General features: G+C 40.3%; 14 protein-coding genes. 10 read left to right on the forward strand and 4 right to left on the reverse strand.

The genetic code is table 11. The features are described from left to right. The 3 genes from MTT29_RS01185 to ilvA are packed head-to-tail and all read left to right on the forward strand — an operon-like array spanning nucleotide 1 to nucleotide 4042. Complete coding sequence (locus MTT29_RS01185) at nucleotides 1-1704, forward strand: Na+/H+ antiporter NhaC family protein (protein ID WP_429799516.1); 1704 nt, start codon at nucleotides 1-3, stop codon at nucleotides 1702-1704. 2 nt (nucleotides 1705-1706) lie between these two features. Continuing rightward, entirely contained in the window at nucleotides 1707-2816 is a 1110-nt protein-coding gene (gene trmA / locus MTT29_RS01190; RefSeq protein WP_429799517.1) for a tRNA (uridine(54)-C5)-methyltransferase TrmA, read from the forward strand. A gap of 14 nt (nucleotides 2817-2830) precedes the next feature. After that, complete coding sequence (gene ilvA, locus MTT29_RS01195) at nucleotides 2831-4042, forward strand: threonine ammonia-lyase (RefSeq protein ID WP_009293964.1); 1212 nt, start codon at nucleotides 2831-2833, stop codon at nucleotides 4040-4042. Nucleotides 4043-4084: 42 nt separating this feature from the next. Here ilvA and MTT29_RS01200 read toward each other — a convergent pair whose 3' ends face one another. Beyond that, the gene (locus MTT29_RS01200; RefSeq protein ID WP_429799518.1) at nucleotides 4085-7276 is read right to left on the reverse strand and encodes a S8 family serine peptidase; all 3192 of its coding nucleotides are present in this window, start codon (nucleotides 7274-7276) and stop codon (nucleotides 4085-4087) included. Between the two features lie 298 nt (nucleotides 7277-7574). On the opposite strand from MTT29_RS01200, the gene MTT29_RS01205 reads away from it, so the two are divergent. The 7 genes from MTT29_RS01205 (at nucleotide 7575) to MTT29_RS01235 (ending at nucleotide 16078) form a co-directional block, all read left to right on the forward strand. Beyond that, nucleotides 7575-8408 carry an MBL fold metallo-hydrolase gene (locus tag MTT29_RS01205; protein WP_103590786.1) on the forward strand — a complete coding sequence of 278 codons (834 nt, stop codon included), beginning with the start codon at nucleotides 7575-7577 and terminating at the stop codon, nucleotides 8406-8408. 57 nt (nucleotides 8409-8465) lie between these two features. Then, entirely contained in the window at nucleotides 8466-9161 is a 696-nt protein-coding gene (locus MTT29_RS01210) for a DUF4230 domain-containing protein (RefSeq protein ID WP_012139892.1), read from the forward strand. Between the two features lie 23 nt (nucleotides 9162-9184). After that, complete coding sequence (locus tag MTT29_RS01215) at nucleotides 9185-10108, forward strand: Dyp-type peroxidase (RefSeq protein WP_429799519.1); 924 nt, start codon at nucleotides 9185-9187, stop codon at nucleotides 10106-10108. A 51-nt stretch (nucleotides 10109-10159) separates the two neighbouring features. Beyond that, entirely contained in the window at nucleotides 10160-10582 is a 423-nt protein-coding gene (locus MTT29_RS01220; protein ID WP_429799520.1) for an EamA family transporter, read from the forward strand. A gap of 97 nt (nucleotides 10583-10679) precedes the next feature. After that, the gene (locus MTT29_RS01225; RefSeq protein ID WP_002942837.1) at nucleotides 10680-11255 is read left to right on the forward strand and encodes a cytochrome c; all 576 of its coding nucleotides are present in this window, start codon (nucleotides 10680-10682) and stop codon (nucleotides 11253-11255) included. 9 nt (nucleotides 11256-11264) lie between these two features. Beyond that, nucleotides 11265-13832, forward strand: a complete 2568-nt coding sequence (locus tag MTT29_RS01230; RefSeq protein ID WP_429799521.1) for a molybdopterin-dependent oxidoreductase — start codon at nucleotides 11265-11267, stop codon at nucleotides 13830-13832. Between the two features lie 278 nt (nucleotides 13833-14110). Then, complete coding sequence (locus MTT29_RS01235) at nucleotides 14111-16078, forward strand: methyl-accepting chemotaxis protein (protein ID WP_429799522.1); 1968 nt, start codon at nucleotides 14111-14113, stop codon at nucleotides 16076-16078. A gap of 649 nt (nucleotides 16079-16727) precedes the next feature. Here MTT29_RS01235 and modD read toward each other — a convergent pair. The 3 genes from modD to MTT29_RS01250 are packed head-to-tail and all read right to left on the reverse strand — an operon-like array spanning nucleotide 16728 to nucleotide 19294. Then, nucleotides 16728-17561, reverse strand: a complete 834-nt coding sequence (modD, locus tag MTT29_RS01240; RefSeq protein ID WP_429799523.1) for a ModD protein — start codon at nucleotides 17559-17561, stop codon at nucleotides 16728-16730. Between the two features lies 1 nt (nucleotide 17562). After that, a complete protein-coding gene (locus MTT29_RS01245; RefSeq protein WP_021088499.1) occupies nucleotides 17563-17820 on the reverse strand; it encodes a hypothetical protein in 258 nt (85 codons plus the stop codon). Nucleotides 17821-17830: 10 nt separating this feature from the next. Continuing rightward, the gene (locus MTT29_RS01250; RefSeq protein WP_416202989.1) at nucleotides 17831-19294 is read right to left on the reverse strand and encodes an alanine/glycine:cation symporter family protein; all 1464 of its coding nucleotides are present in this window, start codon (nucleotides 19292-19294) and stop codon (nucleotides 17831-17833) included. Nucleotides 19295-19298 lie beyond the last annotated feature (4 nt).

Here is a 19298-nt window from a genome sequence, read left to right on the forward strand (position 1 = left end):
GTGAGACAAATTTTATTGTTACTATTTTTTAGTGTCGCGCTTTTTGGTGTTGATCCAGAAGTGGCAAAGAGAAACGCTGAAATTTACGGCGTATTCACGCTTATACCGCCTGTTGTGGCAATAGCACTTGCTTTTATCACAAAAGACGTTATATTGTCGCTATTTATCGGTGTTTTTAGCGGAACGTTTCTCATAAATATCATCAATGAAAACGTCTTTATGGGCATCGTAAAAGGCTTTACTGGCATCGTTTCAAGGGTCGTTGACTCGATGGCTGACAAGACCGACTCAGGCATCTTGCTTCAAGTGCTTTGTATAGGCGGTGTGGTCGCACTCATCACAAAGATGGGCGGCACAAAAGCGGTTGCTCTTTGGCTTAGCAAAAAGGCAAAAACTGGCGTTTCAGCTCAAATTTCAACTTGGCTTATGGGTATCTTTGTATTTTTCGATGACTACGCAAACGCTTTGATCGTTGGCCCTATCATGAGGCCAATAAGCGATAAATTTAAAATCAGCCGCGAAAAGCTAGCCTTCATCATCGACGCTACAGCAGCACCGATTGCAGGTATTGCTATCATCTCTACATGGGTCGGACTTGAGGTTTCGCTCATCGAAAAGGGCTACGAGCTAATCGGCGAGACAGGCATAAACGCTTATTCTATATTTATCGAGACCATTCCATATAGATTTTACAACCTCTTTATCTTGTTTTTCATCGTCTGCACAGCCTTGATGCAACGCGAGTATGGTCCTATGCTAGCAGCTGAAAGACGCGCTAGAAGAGGCGAGCTTCACTCAGGTAAAACTCAAATTCAAGACCTTGAAGATAAAACTCTTGAGCCAAAAGATGGCGTAAAACTAAGCGCTTCAAATGCGATAGTGCCGCTTCTTGTGCTAGTTATCGGCGCATTTACTAGCTTTTATTTTAGCGGTCTTGCTACACTTGAGGGCGATACTCTTAAAAATGCACTTGCAAATCCGCTTTCATTTTCAACATTTAAAGATACTTTTGGCGCAGCTGATTCTGCTACATCGCTATTTCAAGCAGCGCTACTTGCTAGTATAGTAGCTATCGTCATGGGTGTCTGGCGCAAAATTTTTGATGTAAAAGAGGCTATTAGCACATGGGTAAAGGGCTGGAAAACTATGATCATCACGGTTGTCATCTTACTTCTTGCTTGGAGCCTTAGCGCGGTTATCAAAGAGCTTGGCACCTCAAGATATTTGGTCGATCTACTAAGTGACTCAACGCCTAAATTTATCCTGCCTGTGGCTGTTTTCATCCTTGGCTCATTTATCAGCTTCTCAACTGGCACCAGCTACGGCACAATGGGCATTTTGATGCCTCTTGCTATCCCGCTAGCTTATGCAGTGGGCAAAAACTACGGCTTAGATGGCGATGCGATGCACGCTTATATGATCGTAAATATCTCAAGTGTTCTAACTGGCGCTATCTTTGGTGACCACTGCTCGCCGATCTCGGATACTACGATACTTTCATCAATGGGTGCAGGATGTAGCCACATCGATCACGTCTCAACGCAGATGATCTATGCACTTAGCGTTTGTGCGGTTTGTGTGCTTGTTGGCTACTTGCCGGTCGCACTTGGTCTTAGCGTTTGGATCGCACTTCCTTGCGGATTTTTAGCGATCTGGGCTTTAGTTAGATTTGTCGGTAAAAAAGTCGAAGAGAAAGCGGCATAAATTTGGACTGCAAATACCTAAAAGAGTGCGGATCATGCACTCTTTTTACCCCTTATAGTGAGCAAATTTCATTTAAATCTGATCTTATTAAGCAAAATTTCTCCCCATTTTATGATGGCAAATTTGATGTTTTTAGCTCAAGCCCAAAGCACTACCGCACGAGGGCTGAGTTTGGTATCTGGCACGAGGGCAGCAAGCTTAGCTATACGATGCACGCAAGCGAGAAGGGCAAAAGGGTCTTTATAGATGAGTGTCCAAAGGTCTGCGAGCAAATTTCACATCTCATGCCAAGACTACTTGAAAATTTACAAAATGATGAAATTTTACGCACAAAGCTCTTTGGGGTGGAGTTTATCGCCTGTAAAAGTGGCACCTTAGTCACGCTTCTTTATCACAAAAAGCTTGATGGTGAGTTTGAAGCGGCGATGAAAATTCTAGCTAGCAAGCTTGATGTGATGATCTTAGCTAGATCTCGCGGTCAAAAGCTGCTAAGTGGCGAGCTAAATTTAGTTGATGAGCTAAATGTCGGAGGGCAAATTTATAAATTTAGCCTAAGTGAAAATGCCTTTATCCAGCCAAATAAAGCGGTAAATGAGAAGATGATAGCTTGGGCAAAAGAGTGCGTGCAAGGTGGCGCTGACCTGCTGGAGCTTTACTGCGGACATGGAAATTTTACTATCCCACTTTCGTTTAAATTTAAAAATGTCCTTGCCACTGAAATTTCAAAAAGCTCGATCGCAAATGCCCTTAAAAACTGCGAGCTAAATGGGGCAGAAAATATCAAATTTTTACGCATGGACGCTGATGAGCTGATGAGCGCATTTGCTGGCGTTAGGGAGTTTAATAGGCTAAAAGATATAAAATTAAGCGACTTTAACTTCTCGCATGTCCTTGTCGATCCGCCACGCGCAGGACTAAGTGAAAGCGTCATAAATTTCATTAGAAATTTCAAAAACATCATCTACATCTCGTGCAATCCAGAGACATTAAAAGAAAATCTAAATGAGCTTACTAAAAGCCATAAAGTGATAAAATTTGCGCTCTTTGATCAGTTTGCCAACACTCATCACATCGAGTGTGGCGTGCTACTAGAGGCAAAAGATAAATTTTAAAAGGAAAGTTAAAAATGGTTTCATTAAACAAAATCATCCAAGCAAAGATAACAATCGGTCACTTTGTAAATAAAACACCGTTTGCGCTAAGTGCAAAACTTAGCAAAATTTTAGGCGCAAATGTCTATTTGAAAGAGGAAAATTTACAGCGAACCGGAGCTTACAAGATAAGAGGCGCTTACAATAAAATAGCTAGCCTAAGCGAGGAGGAGCGAAAACGTGGCGTCGTGGCTGCAAGCGCTGGCAATCACGCTCAAGGCGTGGCGATAAGTGCGAAAGAATTTGGCGTGCATGCTTGCATCGTCATGCCAGAATCAACCCCGCTTCTAAAGGTAGCTGGCACAAAGGATCTTGGCGCTGAAGTCATTTTAAAAGGTGATAACTTTGATGAGGCGTATGAATTTGCAGTAAATTACGCCAAAGAAAAAGATATGACCTTTGTTCATCCATTTAACGATGAGTATGTCATGGCAGGGCAGGGCACTGTGGGTCTTGAGATGCTTGATGAGATAAGCGACCTTGATATGGTTGTAGTGCCAGTTGGCGGCGGTGGCTTAGCTAGCGGTGTGGCAAGCTGTATAAAGCAAGTCAATCCAAAAACCAAAGTCGTTTGCGTCGGCGCAAAGGGCGCTCCAGCGATGTTTAATAGCTACGGCGCTAAAAAGAGCATAAACTCAAAGTCGGTTCGCACCATAGCTGATGGTATCGCTGTGCGTGATGCGAGCGAGATAACGCTTAAAAATATCGTTGAGTGCGTTGATGAGTTTGTGCAGGTCGATGATGAGGAGATCGCAACTGCGATTTTGTTCTTGCTAGAGACGCAAAAGATCGTAGTTGAAGGAGCTGGCGCAGCTGGCGTGGCAGCACTTATGCATGATAAGATCAAATTTAAAAAAGGCGCAAAGATAGGCGTGGTGCTAAGTGGCGGAAATATCGATGTTCAGGTGCTTTCTATCATCATCGAAAAGGGTCTTATCAAGTCTCACCGCAAGATGACCTTGCAAATCACACTTGTAGATAAGCCAGGAGCGCTCATGAGCCTAACTGATAGCTTAAAATCAGCAAATGCAAACATCGTCAAGATCGACTACGACCGCTTCTCTACTAAGCTTGACTACGGCGATGCAAGCATCACTATCACGCTTGAGACAAAGGGTCTTGAGCATCAAGAAAAGATCAAAGATACACTTAATAAAAACGGCTTTTCTTTCACTCAACTCTTCTAAATTTACAAGCTCGCTACCTTTTAAAGTAGCGAGCATTTCTAACTAAAACAATATCTCAAATTTAGCATTTACGCTGTTTGATCTTACATCTTTAGCAAAAGCTCCAGTGTAAGAAAGGCCTAAATTTACATTTTTATAGACATTTGCTTTTATGCCAAGGCTAGCTGTGCCAAGGTTTTTAACCTCTTTGCCCTCTAGCTCTAGATATCCAGCATTTGCGACATTTACACCGATAGTTGGTTTTGTGTCGCCAACTAGTCTGTTGTATGCTAGATCAGCTTCAAATTTCATCTTGGTGCTACCTAGGCTAAATGGTACGCTAGGGTTTAGACCAAGGCTAAAAATGCCTAAATTTCTAGTTTTTTCATCGACATCCATCTTAAAAATTCCTACATTTTGGCTTGTGCTATCAGTTTTCATGCGTAGATAGCTTGCACCCACATAAGGATTTAGTGAGAAATTTTCTGTATTAAAGCTAGTTAGGGCCAAATTTGCATAAGCATTAAGCGCTTTTTCTTTGCTTTTTATATGATCGTTTGAGTAAAAGCTTGCGATTGTTGCACTATTTTGAGTTTTGCGCTTAGCATCTGTGTATAGTACTCCAAGGTCTAGTTTAGTGTTAGCGATCTCGCTTTTGCCGTAGATGCCGATGCTTTTGCCTTTTGTCTTATAGGCATCATCACCGTCTTCTTTTACTTTTTCTGTGCTAGCACCAAGAACGCCGCCAAGTACAAATGCGTCATTTACACTGCCGTCAAATCCAAAAAGCTGTGTCATAGAGTTTGCTTTTATGTCATTAAATTTCATAGCATCAAACATGGTATTTGACCAAAATTTCATACCATTTGAGTCGCTTGCTCTTATGCCAAATGGGTCAGATTCGTGATTGATAACTGCATTTTTAAGCATGATGTTTTCTAGCAAAAATGCATTGTGCTGAGCTAAATTTGCCTCATTTGCAAATGTTTTTAGAGTTTGTTTTGCCTCTTTTGGTGTAGTGTAGATGAAGTGTCTATAAAGATCGCTTGTGATAACTGCTGGCCTGCTTCTAAATGGTGAAGGAAGTAGCGCTGGCTGGCTTGCTGTACTTTCTATGAGCTCTGCGACTTTCTTTTGGTTGTCATTAGCTGCGATACTTGTCATTGTATTTTTTGATTTTTTAAGAGTAAGCTCTAGCTTGTTGCCATTATAGTTTTTGCCAAGATCAAAAAACGCATACTCTCTTGAAAGGGTATCTTCATAGCCTTTGAAATTTCCAGTTGCTGTAAATGTCTTTGATTTTGTGCTGTCGTTATAGAGCCTTTGCATGATCTCTAAGTTTGGCTCACTTATGTTTATAAATGAGTTTTTCTCAAAGTTTAGATCTAAATTTGAAGCGCCGTTTGAGACGATGTAGCTACCGCCTGATTTGATAGTGGCTTTTACTACGTCATTTGAGCTTTTTTTGGTCACTTCTCCTAAAGATAGTTGCAAGGTAAATTTATTTCTACTAACCTTTGGCACGCTCATTTGTCTTACAATTTCTAGTGCGCCGCCATTTTCTACTATCACGTCGCTTGATTTTAGAGATTGATTAAGAGCTGTGATCTTGCCGCCTTTTATTATGGTCTTGCCAGTGTAAGAGTTGTCTCCTGCTAGACTTAGTGTGCCTTGACCTCTTTTTATAAGAGTACCTTCGTAGCCTTCACTTGCCCTTAGCTCTCTTGCTCTTTCTCTAGCGTTACCTATCTCAAGTTCGGCTTTTTGCTCTGGTGTTAAATTTGCTATTTTATCTAGCTCAGCCTTGCGCTCGGTCCAAATTTTAGCCTCTGCATCATCTTCTGTTTTTCTAAATTTGATAGCCACATCACTTATGTTGTTTGAGTAGATATCATCGCTATTTAAATTTACATCAAACACGCCTAGAAGCTGACCTGGTCCAAACATCGCCTTATATAGATCCACTACGCCCCAGCCCCAGCGCTCATCAGGCACTCCAAGCGCAGCACTAAAGCCTGAAATTTTTCTAGTATCTGCTGGCTCTTTGAAATCATCATGAACTTGCCTTGCAGTAGTTAGTAGCACCTCTCTTATCTGAGCGTTATTCATATATGGGTATCTTTGCATGATGACACCAAGTGCGCCAGTGACGTGTGGAGCTGCCATTGATGTGCCACCTTTTGTGTCGTAGTCTGCCTTGCCAGTTTTTAGATCAACGACGGTTGAGTATATAGGTTTTGCAGGTGCTGCCACGCTCCACCATTTTGAGTGGCCAGGTGTGTTGTAGCGCTGCGTGTCACCCTCTAGCTGGCCAGTGACGTTTAGCCAGTACTTCTCAGCATCAGGTCTAAAGTAAGGAAGCATCGCTCTTGTATATGACTCTTTCATCCCGTCTCTGTTGCCAGCAGTAAAAATTTGGATGACGCCATATCTTGTAGCGACCTCATAGGCTGCATCTAAGAAATTTTTGTCATTTACTACAAATGGATAGTAGCTTTTATATGCAGCATCAATATCTTTGATATCTAGGTTATTGCCGCCATCATACCCGGTAGCACCTTCGTAGGCTTTGTAAAATTTACGGTTTGAACCCCAGCTGTTATTTATCGCTCTAGCTCCACTCTTTGCTAGCCCTTCGTAAGAATTTAAAAAGAAGTAGTAGTCTTGATTTGGACCATATGTCATGCCGTCAGTACCGCCGGTATTGCCCATTATAAGTCTTGCATCAAATGCTACGCCGTGCATGCCCACACCATCTCTTGAAGCAGCTATCGTGCCAGCTACGTGAGTGCCGTGAGAGTCGTTTACTCCAGCTATCCAGTCACCATCTATGCTAAATTCTTCACCTTTTTTAAAGTCACCAAAGTCTTTTTTATTTTTTTTATCGCTGCCTTTTCCGACTAATGGTGAGTTGCCATGCTCGGTATCTGGGTATCTTTGACCATCTTTATAGTAGCTACCAGAGACTTTTAGCGCACTTACTCTGCCATCACTAAATTCTGGATGGCTAAGTAGCACACCAGAGTCCATCACACCAAGCGTTATGCCTTTGCCAGTTGCTCCAAGAGCATATGCAACGGCTGCATTCATGCTCACTAAACCCCAGTCGGCCTTGTACTCATCGCTCTGCCAGCTTTTTATATCGCCAAATTTACCTCTGTTTTGCTCACTAGCACTTAGCTGATTAGCAAGCAAAAGAGTGCAGCAAGCAACACTTAAAAGGATGCACTTTTTGCTTGAAACGGATCTTTTCATATCTCGTCCTTTACATAAAATTTAAATCAATTCTAAAATTCTTAAAATAAATTATTAATTAAAATAATAATAATTTAATGAAAAATCGTAGGCTAAATTTACGAAAATATACGCTTTTTACGCTATTTTTACATTTAAAGAGATATTTCATAAAAGACTTAATCTAAAATTAGTTATTTAAATATAATTTTTTTTATCTCTATTTTTAAAACTATTATTTATATATTTTTTTAAAGGATTATTATTTTTCATTAAATTTACAGGACTAAAATTTCGCAAATTTATTCAAGGATGAGATATGAAAAAGAGTTTATTAAGCCTTGCGTTGTTTTGCACTTTGGCTTTTTGTGCCGATGATGAGGTGGTTGGCAAGCAAAACGATCAAGTATGGATAGGATCTATGGGCGGATGCAAGCTTTATGTATTTTCACTAAAGACGACTGATGCGCCAGTAGATAAGCTAATAGCCAAAGATGAGGCGCAAAAAGAGCTTGTGGCAAATACTAAAAATTTACCAAACAAACACAACGTAATGTTTGCAAAGTGCGATGACTACACGGCGCTCATAGATAGCGGCTATGAAGATAGCTTGGAGGTTTTAAAGTATGATCTGCAAACTTTTGGCAATATAAAACCAGAGGATCTAACCTACGTTATCATCACGCACGCTCATCCTGATCACATAGGCGGGCTCATAGATGGCGGCAAAAAGACATTTAAAAATGCCAAGCTTTTTATAGATGAAAAGGAGTGGGACTACTGGATGAAGGGCAAAGATGAGAGGACAAAAGAAATTTTATCACTTTATAAAGATGATAAGAGCTTTTTTGATCATAAAAAGCCACTATTTGACGGAGCTCTAAAGATCAGAGCTATCCCAGCTTACGGCCACACTCCAGGGCACAACATGATAAGCTTTGAGGCAGATAACGACAAGATCATCTTTATAGCCGACCTTCTTCACGTCCTAGCAGTGCAAGAGGTCGAGCCAAGCATATCTATCACTTATGATATAGATCCAGCCCAAGCTGCAAAAACGAGAGAAAAGGTGCTTGATGGCTTGGAGGACGAGACTACAAAGATAATAGGAGCTCACATGCCTTATAAGAGCCCCATCACATTGCCAGAGTGAGTAAATTTCTTTTGCTTTACAAATTTAGGATAAAATGCGGGCTTTAAAGGAGAAAATATGAGCGAATACGCAAATTTGATATTAGCTATCTTGCTAGCTATTTTGGCATTTGCATTTTATAGGTCAAACAAGGCGCTAAAAAAGGCAAAAGATGATAGCGAAAATGTCTCAGTCAGCACTGAAATTTCGCAGCTTAAAAGCATCGGCGAGCTATCTGTTTTTCAAGTTTATAGCAAAGAGATCGTCACAAAGACAGATCATGCGTTTGGAAATTTCGGCAAAGAGTATCTAAGGTGGCTAGTGAGTGAAAAGAAGCTTTCGATGATATTTGAGTTTGAGATAAATTTCATCTACGATCTAACTAGCCCAAAGCTCGAGATCACGCAGATCGCAAACTCTAGCTATAAGATAAAAATGCCCCCATGTAAGTATAAATTTTCAATCGCCGATATGAAATTTTATGATGAGAAAAATGGCAAATTTATACCATTTTTGCTGCCTGACTCGCTAAATGGCTTTTTTGGTAGCACTTTTACTGAAGAGGACAAAAATAGGCTCATAGAAGAGGCTAGAAACGAAGTGAAAAAGATGAGCGTTCGCCTTATCTCGCAGCTTCAAAGCAAAATCCACAAATCAGCTCGCGACACGCTTGAGGCGATAGCTAAGAGCTTTGGCGCAAATAAGGTCGAGTTTGTCTTTGACGATAGTGACGAGCAGATAAATGAGCAACTAAATTTAGAAAATATCGCATAAAAATTAAATTTAAAGGAGAAAAAATGAGTGTAAATTCACAAGAGGTCACACAAACACCTGGTAACAACACAGTCTTTCAAACATGGGTCTTAAAAGGCGACAAAAAGGCATGTAAAGAGGGCTTTGCTAAGCTTTGTGCTTTGGTTGTAAATTTAAATAAAACTGCCAAAGTTAGATTTGGCGCAAATGAAAATGTAAATTGCGTCCTTGGCGTGGGTCATGATGCTTGGAAAAAGCTTGAAATTTCAAAAGAATTGCCAAAAGAGCTTGTAAATTTTAAAGCTATCAAAGGCGATAAACATGAAGCCGTTAGCACAAAGGGCGATATACACATCCATATCCGCGCTCTAAATGCGGCTGACTGTTTTGACATGGCGCAAAATATCAAAGAAGTTTTATTTAAATTTGCAGAGCTTACAGATGAGACTCAAGGCTTTAAGTACCACGACGGCAGAGCGATAATTGGCTTTGTCGATGGCACTGAAAATCCTGACGGCGAAGATAGAGACCACTTTGCAAAAGTTGGCAAAGAGGATGCTAAATTTAAAGGTGGTAGCTACGTTTTTGTGCAAAAATACTTCCACAAAATGAAAGAGTGGAACGCCACAAGCATAAGTGAGCAAGAAAAGGTTATAGGCCGCTCAAAAGAGTATGACATCGAGATGGACGAGAGCGTAAAACCTACAAATTCACACTCAGCTGCTGCAAATGTCGGCGACGATAAAAAGGTCGTGCGTGGCAATATGCCATTTACTGAAGGCAGCAAAACAGGCACTTACTTCATCGCTTATGCAAGCACATTTTCAACGGTTGAGCTTATGCTTAAAAAGATGTTTATCGGCGAGCCTAAAGGCAACTCAGATAGGCTGCTTGACTTTAGTACGCCAGTGACTGGGGCTTTATATTTTGCTCCTACGCTTGATATGCTTGGTGACTACGAGGGATAAATTTAGCTTGGGGCGAAGTAAATTTGCCCCTTTAAATTTATAAGGAAAAAGATGCCAGAGTGGTTTATCTACGCAGCTCTTTCGGCTGTTTTTGCTGCACTTACAGCGATCTTTGCAAAGCTAGGCGTAAAGGACATCGACAGCGATTTTGCGACATTTATAAGAACGGTCGTTGTCATTTTGATGCTTGTTTTGCTTTTAAGCGTGGCTAAAAAATGGCAACCGCTAAGCTCGTTAAGTCCCAAAAACTGGCTTTTTCTCATATTAAGTGGCATGGCGACTGGGCTTTCGTGGCTCATGTATTTTAAAGCTATGCAAGCAGGCAAGGTCTATCAAGTAGCGCTGGTTGATAAATTTAGCGTCGTGCTGGCTATCATTTTGGCTGTCATATTTCTTGGTGAGAGGCTAAATTTAAAAGAAATTTTAGCTGTTTGTCTTATCGTGTCTGGCGTGTTTTTACTCATTTTTAAATAAAATTTTCTGCATTATTCTTAAAGTATATTTTTAATTTTAATTTGTAATTAATTAAAAAGCCCCTAGAATTTGACAATTTCATTTTGAAGGGAGAAATATGAAAAAAATTATTCTATCAGCCATCGTAGCTTGTGCTGCATTTGGTGCAGGTATGAACTACACAGATGTCGTAAAGGACGTATATGCTGACGCAAACTCAGCTAAGAGCATAGGCAGGCTGCTACCAACCAACGCAGTTGAAATTTTGCAAACAAGCGGCGACAGAGCGCAGATCAAAGTAAAAGGCTATCAAAACCCAGCCGTTAGCAACGTAGTTTATTTTGCTGATGGCGCGAGGATCATCTCAGTAGCATTTGCAAAAACTGCACCTTTTGATATCAAAGTGATAAAAGAGGGCAAAAACGGCAAATGGAACGAGGTAGAAACGACAGTTTTCGTTCAAAAAGATGGCTTTAGCACAGATGTAAATGCGATGTTTGCAAAAGCTGATAAGATGTATAAAGAGAGCTGTGGCGTTTGCCATGCGTTGCCTCAAACTACGCACTTTAACGCAAATCAATGGCCGTCACTTCTAAAATCAATGATCGGCAGAACCGCAATAGAGAAAAAAGACGAGTGGCTAGTTATCGAGTACCTACAAAAACACTCATCTGACGTAAATTTAGGCAAATAAGGAGAAAAAATGAACGAGAACAGACGAGATTTTCTAAAAAAAGGTGCAACAGCACTTGCAGCGACACCTTTGCTTTCAAGCGTAACAGCATCAAATTTATTTGCTGATGGCGTAAAAAAGAGTGTTTTAAGAGATAGCGAAGTCATTACGGCCGCTCACTGGGGCATGCTAAAAGTGACAACTAAAAACGGCATCGCTGTAAAGTCAGAGCCTATCCAAAAGACAAGTGAAATTTACAATCCACTTCAGCACTACACACCAGATATGATCTACAAAAGTCGTATCAAGCACACAATGGTAAGAAAGAGCTACTTGCAAAACCCAGACAGCCCAAAACCAGAGCTTCGCGGCATCGATGAGTGGGTCGAGGTGCCTTACGAAGAGGCGATCAAGCTAGTTGCAAGAGAGCTTAAAAAGACAAGAGCGCAAAAAGGCTTACAAAGCGTTTTTGCAGGTAGCTACGGCTGGAAATCAAGCGGCAATGTGCATAACTCAAGAATTTTACTTCATAGATTTATGAATCTTAGTGGCGGCTTTGTTGGTTCGCTAGGCGACTACTCAACAGGCGCTAGCCAGATCATCATGCCTCACGTTGTAGGTAGTATCGAGGTCTATGAGCAGCAAACTAGCTGGCCAGTAGTGCTTGAAAACTCAAAAGTCGTAGTCATCTGGGGCGCAAACCCACTAGCTACTCTTCGCATAGCTTGGACAGCGACTGATGAACAAGGCTTTAAATATTTTGAAGAGCTAAAAAACAAAAAAGATATCAAAGTGATCGTGATCGATCCTATCAGATCTGAAACAGCGCAATACTTCGACAAAGCTCAGTGGATCGCTCCAGTGCCAAACACCGATACAGCGATGATGCTAGGCATGATGCACTACCTATATGAAAGTGGCAAATACGATAAAGAATTTATCGAAAACTACACTTATGGCTTTGATAAATTCCTCCCATATCTACTTGGCAAGACAGACAACACTCCTAAAAATTTAGAGTGGGCGAGCAAAATTTGTGGTATCGACAAAGATACTTTAAAAGAGCTAGCTGATACATTTGTAAGCAACCGCACGATGCTAATGAGTGGTTGGGGTATGCAGCGCGCTCACCACGGCGAGCAACCACACTGGGCGATGGTAACACTAGCTTCTATGATCGGTCAGATCGGACTTCCTGGTGGAGGCTTTGGCTTAAGCTACCACTACTCAAACGGCGGCGCACCAACATGCAAAGGCGCAGTCATCGGCGGCGTAAATAGCGCAAGCGTGGGTAAATTTAACGAAAAAGGCGAGTTTATCGGCACTGATACAGGCGAATTTGACAAACACGGTCGCTTCGTCGCAAAAGCAGCCGCAGTAGCAGGCACAGGTCAAAGCTGGCTACAAAAAGCAACCAACTACGCTTTTCCAGTAGCTCGTATCGCTGATGCGTTGCTTCACCCTGGCAAAGTGATAGATCACGACGGTAAAAAGATCACCTACCCAGACATCGACTTTATCTACTGGGTCGGCGGCAACCCGCTAGTTCACCACCAAGATACTAATACAAATTTAAAAGCGTGGAGAAAGCCAAGAACGGTTGTCGTTCATGAAGCTTACTGGACACCGACAGCAAAGATGGCTGATATTGTCTTTCCAGTCACCACAGAGTATGAGAGAAACGATATCACCATGACTGGCGACTACTCAAACATGAACATCGTGCCGATGAAACAAGTCGTTGAAAAATACCGCGAAGCAAAAGATGACTATCAAATTTTCACCGATCTTTGCAAGGCTTATGCTAAAAATTTAGCCATCGCCTACACAGATAACGGCAAAGACGAGTTTGACTGGATCAAAGAATTTTATGACGCAGCCTACGCTCAAGTAAAGGCCGTCCCTGAGCTTGCAAGCGACATGAAGCCATTTGAAGAGTTTTGGAATGAAAACAAACCAGTCACATTTGCCTCATCTCAAGATAGTGATAATTGGGTAAGACTTGGCGAATTTAGAGAAGATCCTGTGCTAAACGCTCTTGGAACACCTAGCGGTCTTATCGAAATTTACTCAGATACGATTGAAAAAATGGGCTATGATGACTGCAAGGCGCACCCAACTTGGTTTGAGCCGATCGAGTGGCTAGGCATGAAAGATAAACCAGCAAAATACCACATGATAAGCTCTCACCCAACTGACCGCTTGCACTCACAGCTAAGCCAAACTTCACTTCGTGAGAAGTATGCTATCGCTAACCGCGAGCCAGTGTGGATAAATGAAAATGACGCAAAAGAGCTTGGCGTAAAAACAGGTGATTTGGTGTGTGTATTTAACGCTCGTGGCGAGGTACTAGCTGGTGCTTATGTGACTAAAAACATCAAAGAGGGCGTTGTAAAACTAGCTGAGGGCGCTTGGTATGACGGCTTTGACAGCGGCATCTGCAAAAACGGCTCTGCAAACGTGCTAACCATAGATATCCCAACAAGTAAGCTAGCAAACGGCAACATCAGCCACACAGCTCTTGTAAATATCAGAAAATATCAAGGCGATGAATCACCAAAACTTACAGCGTTTTCTGAGCCAAAATTTTCTAAATAATTTCAAAGCAGGGGAGCGATCTCCTGCTTTTTATATAAAATTTGACAAATTTATGAAAAAAATTAAATAATTTTGATTAATTTTTATTATTTATTTGTAATTAATAATTATACAAAATCCCTAAAATACGTCATTTGCAAGCCAAAATTTATTAAATATTGCTTAAAGGTAATTTCTGGTTTCAAGTTTTATTTAATAATAAAAATTATACAATCCGCCCCAAAATACCAAAAAATGCCACTGGATAGTGGTTTTTGATCGAGGGATAGAAAAATAAAATGAATAATCTAAGTATAAAATCTAAAATATTACTCATCGTTTTTGTGAGTTTGCTTTGTCTAAGCGTGACTAGCGTTTACATTTTAAAAGGCGTTTTAAACAGCAGAAGTGAAGCTATTTCAAACCTTTCAATGAGCGAAGATATCATAAAGCAGGGCGAATTTATCCATGAGCTTCAAAAAGAGCGCGGTTATAGCGCAGCTTTCATAGCAAACGGCAAAGACTCTGAGAAAAATTTAAAAGAGCAAAGAGCTAAGGTCGATGGGATAGTGAAAGAGCTCTCAAACAAAGATGAGGTGTTAAGAGTACTTAGTGACATAAGGACAAAGGTCGATAAAAAAGAGAAATTTAACCTCCTTGGCGAATATAGCAGTATGATAGAAAACACGCTTGTCTTTTTAAATTCTCTCTCAAAAGACGCCAAGCCAGCTATAAAAGATGATGTGGCTAGGATTTTTAGCATTTCAAAGATCAAAGAGTACTACGGCATCACAAGAGCGATAATGAACGTCGCCTTTATCAAAGATGAGATCGACAAAAACACATATGTAAATTTGATCTCTCACGACGCAAACATCAAAAAGCTTTTAAACGACTATGTCAAATTTAATAGCGGCAAATACGCAGACAGCCTGCAAAAAGATATATTGCAAAGCAACGAATTTAAGCAAATAGATGAGATTATCAAAGACGCTATCGCTACTCCAGAAGAGACAGCCAGAAAGATAGAGGCGGCTAGCTGGTTTAAAACTATCACAAATTTGATCGATAGCCTCAGAAACTACGAGCTTTACTTGCTAAATGATATGAAAGAGCTAGCCACACACGACAAAGATAAGGCCAGCAACCTTGTGCTATTTATGGCTATAATGCTTGCCTGTTTTATTGTAGCACTCGTCTTTATCTCGCTTGTTGTTGGTAAAAATATCATCTCGGGTATCGATAGTGTTAAAAATGGACTAAGTGAGTTTTTCTTATATCTAAACAACGAAAAGAGCTCAGCAAAGCTTGTGGAGCTAAAGGGCAAGGACGAAATTTGCGTCATGTCCTCTCTCATCAACGACAACATTCAAAAGATACAAACAGCTAAAGAAAAAGAGAACACCTTCATCCAAAAAGCCAACACCTTTGTAAATGAGATAAAAGATGGCAACTATGAAGCAAGCTTAGAAGCTGACACTAATAACCCAGCTCTAAATCAACTAAAAAGCACATTTAAAGATCTACAACTTGCTCTTAAAAATGCAATCTCAAGTAATGGCAAAGATGTACTTGATCTACTAAACACCTATAAAAACCAAGACTTTACAAAAAGACTTGATGATGATGGTAAGATAGCAAGTGGTATAAACTCACTAGGTATTGAGATATCTAAAATGTTAAGTGACAACCTAGCTAAAGCCCAAACCCTAGAAGAAAAAGCAAAACTACTAGCTAGCTCAGTATCAAAAGTAGCAAGCTCAGCAAATACTCAAGCAAATAGCTTACAAGAAAGCGCAGCAGCAGTTGAGCAAATGAGTAGCTCAATGAATGCCATCTCTCAAAAGACAGCTGATGTTATAAGACAAAGTGATGAAATTAAAAACATCATAACTATCATTAGAGATATAGCAGATCAAACAAACCTTCTAGCTCTTAATGCTGCAATAGAAGCAGCTAGAGCTGGAGAACATGGCAGAGGATTTGCCGTCGTGGCTGATGAAGTTAGAAAACTAGCTGAACGTACTCAAAAATCTCTAGGTGAGATAGAAGCAAATACAAATGTATTAGCTCAATCAATAAATGAGATGAGTGAATCTATAAGAGAGCAAAGCGAAGGCATAAATATGATAAATGAATCAGTTGCTCAAATAGATCACCTAACAAAAGAAAACGTTGTAATTGCTAATGAAGCAAATGAAGTAACATCTGAAGTAGATGAGATGGCTAAAGCTATTGTTGAAGAGGTTAGGAAGAAGAGGTTTTAGCTTCTTAATATACAAACTTAAATTTGTTTAATGCAAACTACTGAATTTAATAAACTCCAATCTGGTTTAAGCTGGGTTGGGGTTTAATATTTTTTAAATTTAATTCTTTATATAGCTGCTTTAAATTTTATCTCGGTTTTTTTCTGCTCATACCTTTAGTATTTGCAAATTTTAAAATCCCACTCACCCCTAAGAATTGACTACTAAAATTTGGCTTCACTTATCGCTTAGCTCAAATTTTAGAGCCGAAATTACTCGTTCATGAAGTTTAAAATTTGCCGTAGTTTTTAACTGCATGCAGTGCATCAGCACGATTGCATACCACTTTGAACGTGCGAGGGGTTTAGGGGATTTTTAAAAAAAAAGGGGGGGGGGATAAGTGGACGGCCTCGTAACTCGAGTCCCCTTGTCTCCCTTTTGAATAAAAAGAATTTACAAATTTAATCAAGCTGTCTTTGCAAATTTTAAAATTTCACTCACCCCTAAGAACTAAAATTTGGCTTCGCTTACCGCTTAGCTCAAATTTTAGAGCCGAAATTACTCGTTCATAAAATTTTAAAATTTGATAGACGCTTACTAAAATACTTAGCAGATTTAGAGATATTTATTATTTGATATATAAATTATATGTATTTTTATATGTAAAATTTTACAAAATTTCAAGTCTTGCGCTGATGTCAGCAACGCCTTTTGAATACATTGCAGAAGTTACTATCGCATCAGCATTTGCAAATTCTTTTGCATTTGCTAAATTTACACCGCCAGCTGCTAGGATCATGGTATTTGGCGAAATTTCATCTCTTAAAGCTAGCACGTTTTTGATAAGCTCTGGGCTAAATTTGTCACACTGCACGACGTCACATTTTGCCTTTAAAAGCTTGCTTGCTTCTTCTAAAATTTCAGCCTCTACGCAGATTTTTCGCTCGACCATTCTGGCTTTAAACTCTGGTAAATATGAGATAAATTCATCAAAACTAGCGTAGGCTTTTATGTGATTTTTAAAGAAAAGAACGCTATCACTTAGTCCAAGTCTATGCATGCCGCCACCACCTTCAAGCACGGCTTTTACACAAAATTTCTTTGCAAATGGAAAGCTCTTTCTGGTTGCTAAGACTTCGCATTTTTCATTGACGCTTTTTGCAGCTTTTACCATTTTGTTTGTGTAGGTTGCGATGGCGCTGGCGTATTCTAGCGCGACTTGGGCTAGTTTCCAAGCCTTATGCACATCTTCGTAGCTGCCATAAATTTTTATGATCACATCGCCAGCCTTGCAAATTTGAGAGTTTTTGACAAAAATTTCACTCTCACACCCAAGTAGCCTCGCCACACTCGCTGCCACATCTACACAGCTTACGCAAATTTCATCACGCGAGTAAATTTCAAGTGAGGCTTTTTTATCGATATGTTGAAGCGACGTTGTGAAGTCAAAATAGGGTAGGTCCTCATTGATGTAGTCTAAAATTTCAGCGTCGCTTAGTCTCATTTTATGCCTTTTTTGAAGCGGTTTTTGCTTTTACGATCATCTTTTTAAAGATGCCGTTATCGTAAAGTCCAGCATGGTAAAGCGCAAAGCATGTAAATGCGATGCCAGAAACTACGTGAAATTTTTTAACAGATCTATTTTTCATAAAAAGTGCACTTAGGCAAACAGATGCCAAAGTGACGCTCATGCCAACCTTTGCTACTTGTCTATGAGTGTTTAGATCTAGTAGTTTGCCGCTTATCTTTATATCTTTTCCCAAATTTTCTCCTTTAGTTTTTGCTCCAGCAGCTTGTATTTTTGATGCCTAGACTCTCTGGGTCAAATTCTGGGTTTTTACCAGCTTTTCTTTGAGCTTCGTAGTCTTTTATCGCTATTATCACCACTTTTGATAATAAGAAAATGGCGATGATATTTATCGTAGCCATGGCCGCCATCGTGATATCAGCTATGTTCCAAGCGAGTTTTAAGTTCATTTGAGCGCCTATAAATATCATAATCACTGCTGTGATCTTAAATGCTAGCGTTAAATTTTTACTCTTAGTTAGAAATTTCATATTTGCCTGCGCGTAGTAGTAGTTGCCGATGAGTGAAGTGATGGCAAATAGCACTACTGCAAGGGTCGTAAAGTGTAGTCCAAAGTCGCCAAAATACTCTTTCATCGCTGCTTGAACGAGAGGTAGGGCGGTTAGCACTTCGCCACTTACGCCAGTTTGTTTTGTAAGATATGCCTGAGAAAAAAGCACGATCATACCAGAGGCGATACATATCGTCATATCGATAAAGACCGCCATTGCCTGAACTAGGCCTTGCTTGACTGGGTGGCTTGTGTGCGCCGCAGCCGCTGCATTTGGCGCTGAGCCCATGCCAGCTTCGTTTGAGAAAAGTCCTCTTTTTATGCCTATCACGATCACGCTTCCAGCAAAACCACCAAATATCGCTTTAAAATCAAATGCACTTTCTATGATCATCTTGATAACGGCTGGAATTTCTTTGAAATTTAAAACGATCGCGATGATAGCTAGCAAGATGTAAGTAAGCGCCATGAAAGGCACGATATATGAGCTAACTTTGCCGATGACGTGACTCTTGCTAAAAAACATCACAGCCGTAAATGCTGTAAGGATAAGTCCGATGCCAATAGGCAAGCCACTTTGCGCAAAGGTGATGTTGCTGCCTGCTTGATCGTAGTAAATTTCAAAGGCAGAGGTCATGGTGTAGCTTTGAAGCCCGTTAAAGCCGTAAGCATAGGTGATGATGAGGATGATAGCAAACAAAGAGCCAAGCCACTTTATGCCAAGCCCATTTTTGATGTAGTAAGCTGGACCGCCTTTAAAGCCAAAAACATCTTTGGTCTTATAAATTTGAGCTAGAGTACTCTCAATAAAGGCTGAAGCTGAGCCTAAAAACGCCATCAAACACATCCAAAAAAGTGCCCCTGGACCACCTGCGACGATAGCCGCTGAAATTCCAGCGATGTTACCGATACCAACGCGTGAAGCAGTTGAGATCATAAGCGCTTGAAATGGCGTTAGATGGTGCTTGTTATACTTATCCTTTTTTTCTACCAGAACTCTGCAAGCTTCAAAGAACATCCTAAACTGCACAAAACGGGTAAGATAGCTAAAGTAAATTCCTGAAGCTACAAGGATGATAACCAAAAAATATCCATATAAAAAGTCGTTGGCTACATCCATTTTGCCGTTTAAAAAGTTTAAGAAATTCTCAAACACCATCTAT

This window comes from Campylobacter concisus (assembly GCF_050447485.1).
In the GTDB taxonomy this organism is placed as follows: domain Bacteria; phylum Campylobacterota; class Campylobacteria; order Campylobacterales; family Campylobacteraceae; genus Campylobacter_A; species Campylobacter_A concisus_BQ.

Bases quoted from the DNA above. Each gene is read 5' to 3' on its own strand.
- MTT29_RS01225 (WP_002942837.1), top strand. From the start codon at position 10,680: ATGAAAAAAATTATTCTATCAGCCATCGTAGCTTGTGCTGCATTTGGT.
- MTT29_RS01220 (WP_429799520.1), top strand. From the start codon at position 10,160: ATGCCAGAGTGGTTTATCTACGCAGCTCTTTCGGCTGTTTTTGCTGCA.
- MTT29_RS01210 (WP_012139892.1), top strand. From the start codon at position 8,466: ATGAGCGAATACGCAAATTTGATATTAGCTATCTTGCTAGCTATTTTG.
- ilvA (WP_009293964.1), top strand. From the start codon at position 2,831: ATGGTTTCATTAAACAAAATCATCCAAGCAAAGATAACAATCGGTCAC.
- MTT29_RS01235 (WP_429799522.1), top strand. From the start codon at position 14,111: ATGAATAATCTAAGTATAAAATCTAAAATATTACTCATCGTTTTTGTG.
- modD (WP_429799523.1), bottom strand. From the start codon at position 17,561: ATGAGACTAAGCGACGCTGAAATTTTAGACTACATCAATGAGGACCTA.
- MTT29_RS01205 (WP_103590786.1), top strand. From the start codon at position 7,575: ATGAAAAAGAGTTTATTAAGCCTTGCGTTGTTTTGCACTTTGGCTTTT.
- MTT29_RS01230 (WP_429799521.1), top strand. From the start codon at position 11,265: ATGAACGAGAACAGACGAGATTTTCTAAAAAAAGGTGCAACAGCACTT.
- MTT29_RS01215 (WP_429799519.1), top strand. From the start codon at position 9,185: ATGAGTGTAAATTCACAAGAGGTCACACAAACACCTGGTAACAACACA.
- MTT29_RS01250 (WP_416202989.1), bottom strand. From the start codon at position 19,294: ATGGTGTTTGAGAATTTCTTAAACTTTTTAAACGGCAAAATGGATGTA.
- MTT29_RS01200 (WP_429799518.1), bottom strand. From the start codon at position 7,276: ATGAAAAGATCCGTTTCAAGCAAAAAGTGCATCCTTTTAAGTGTTGCT.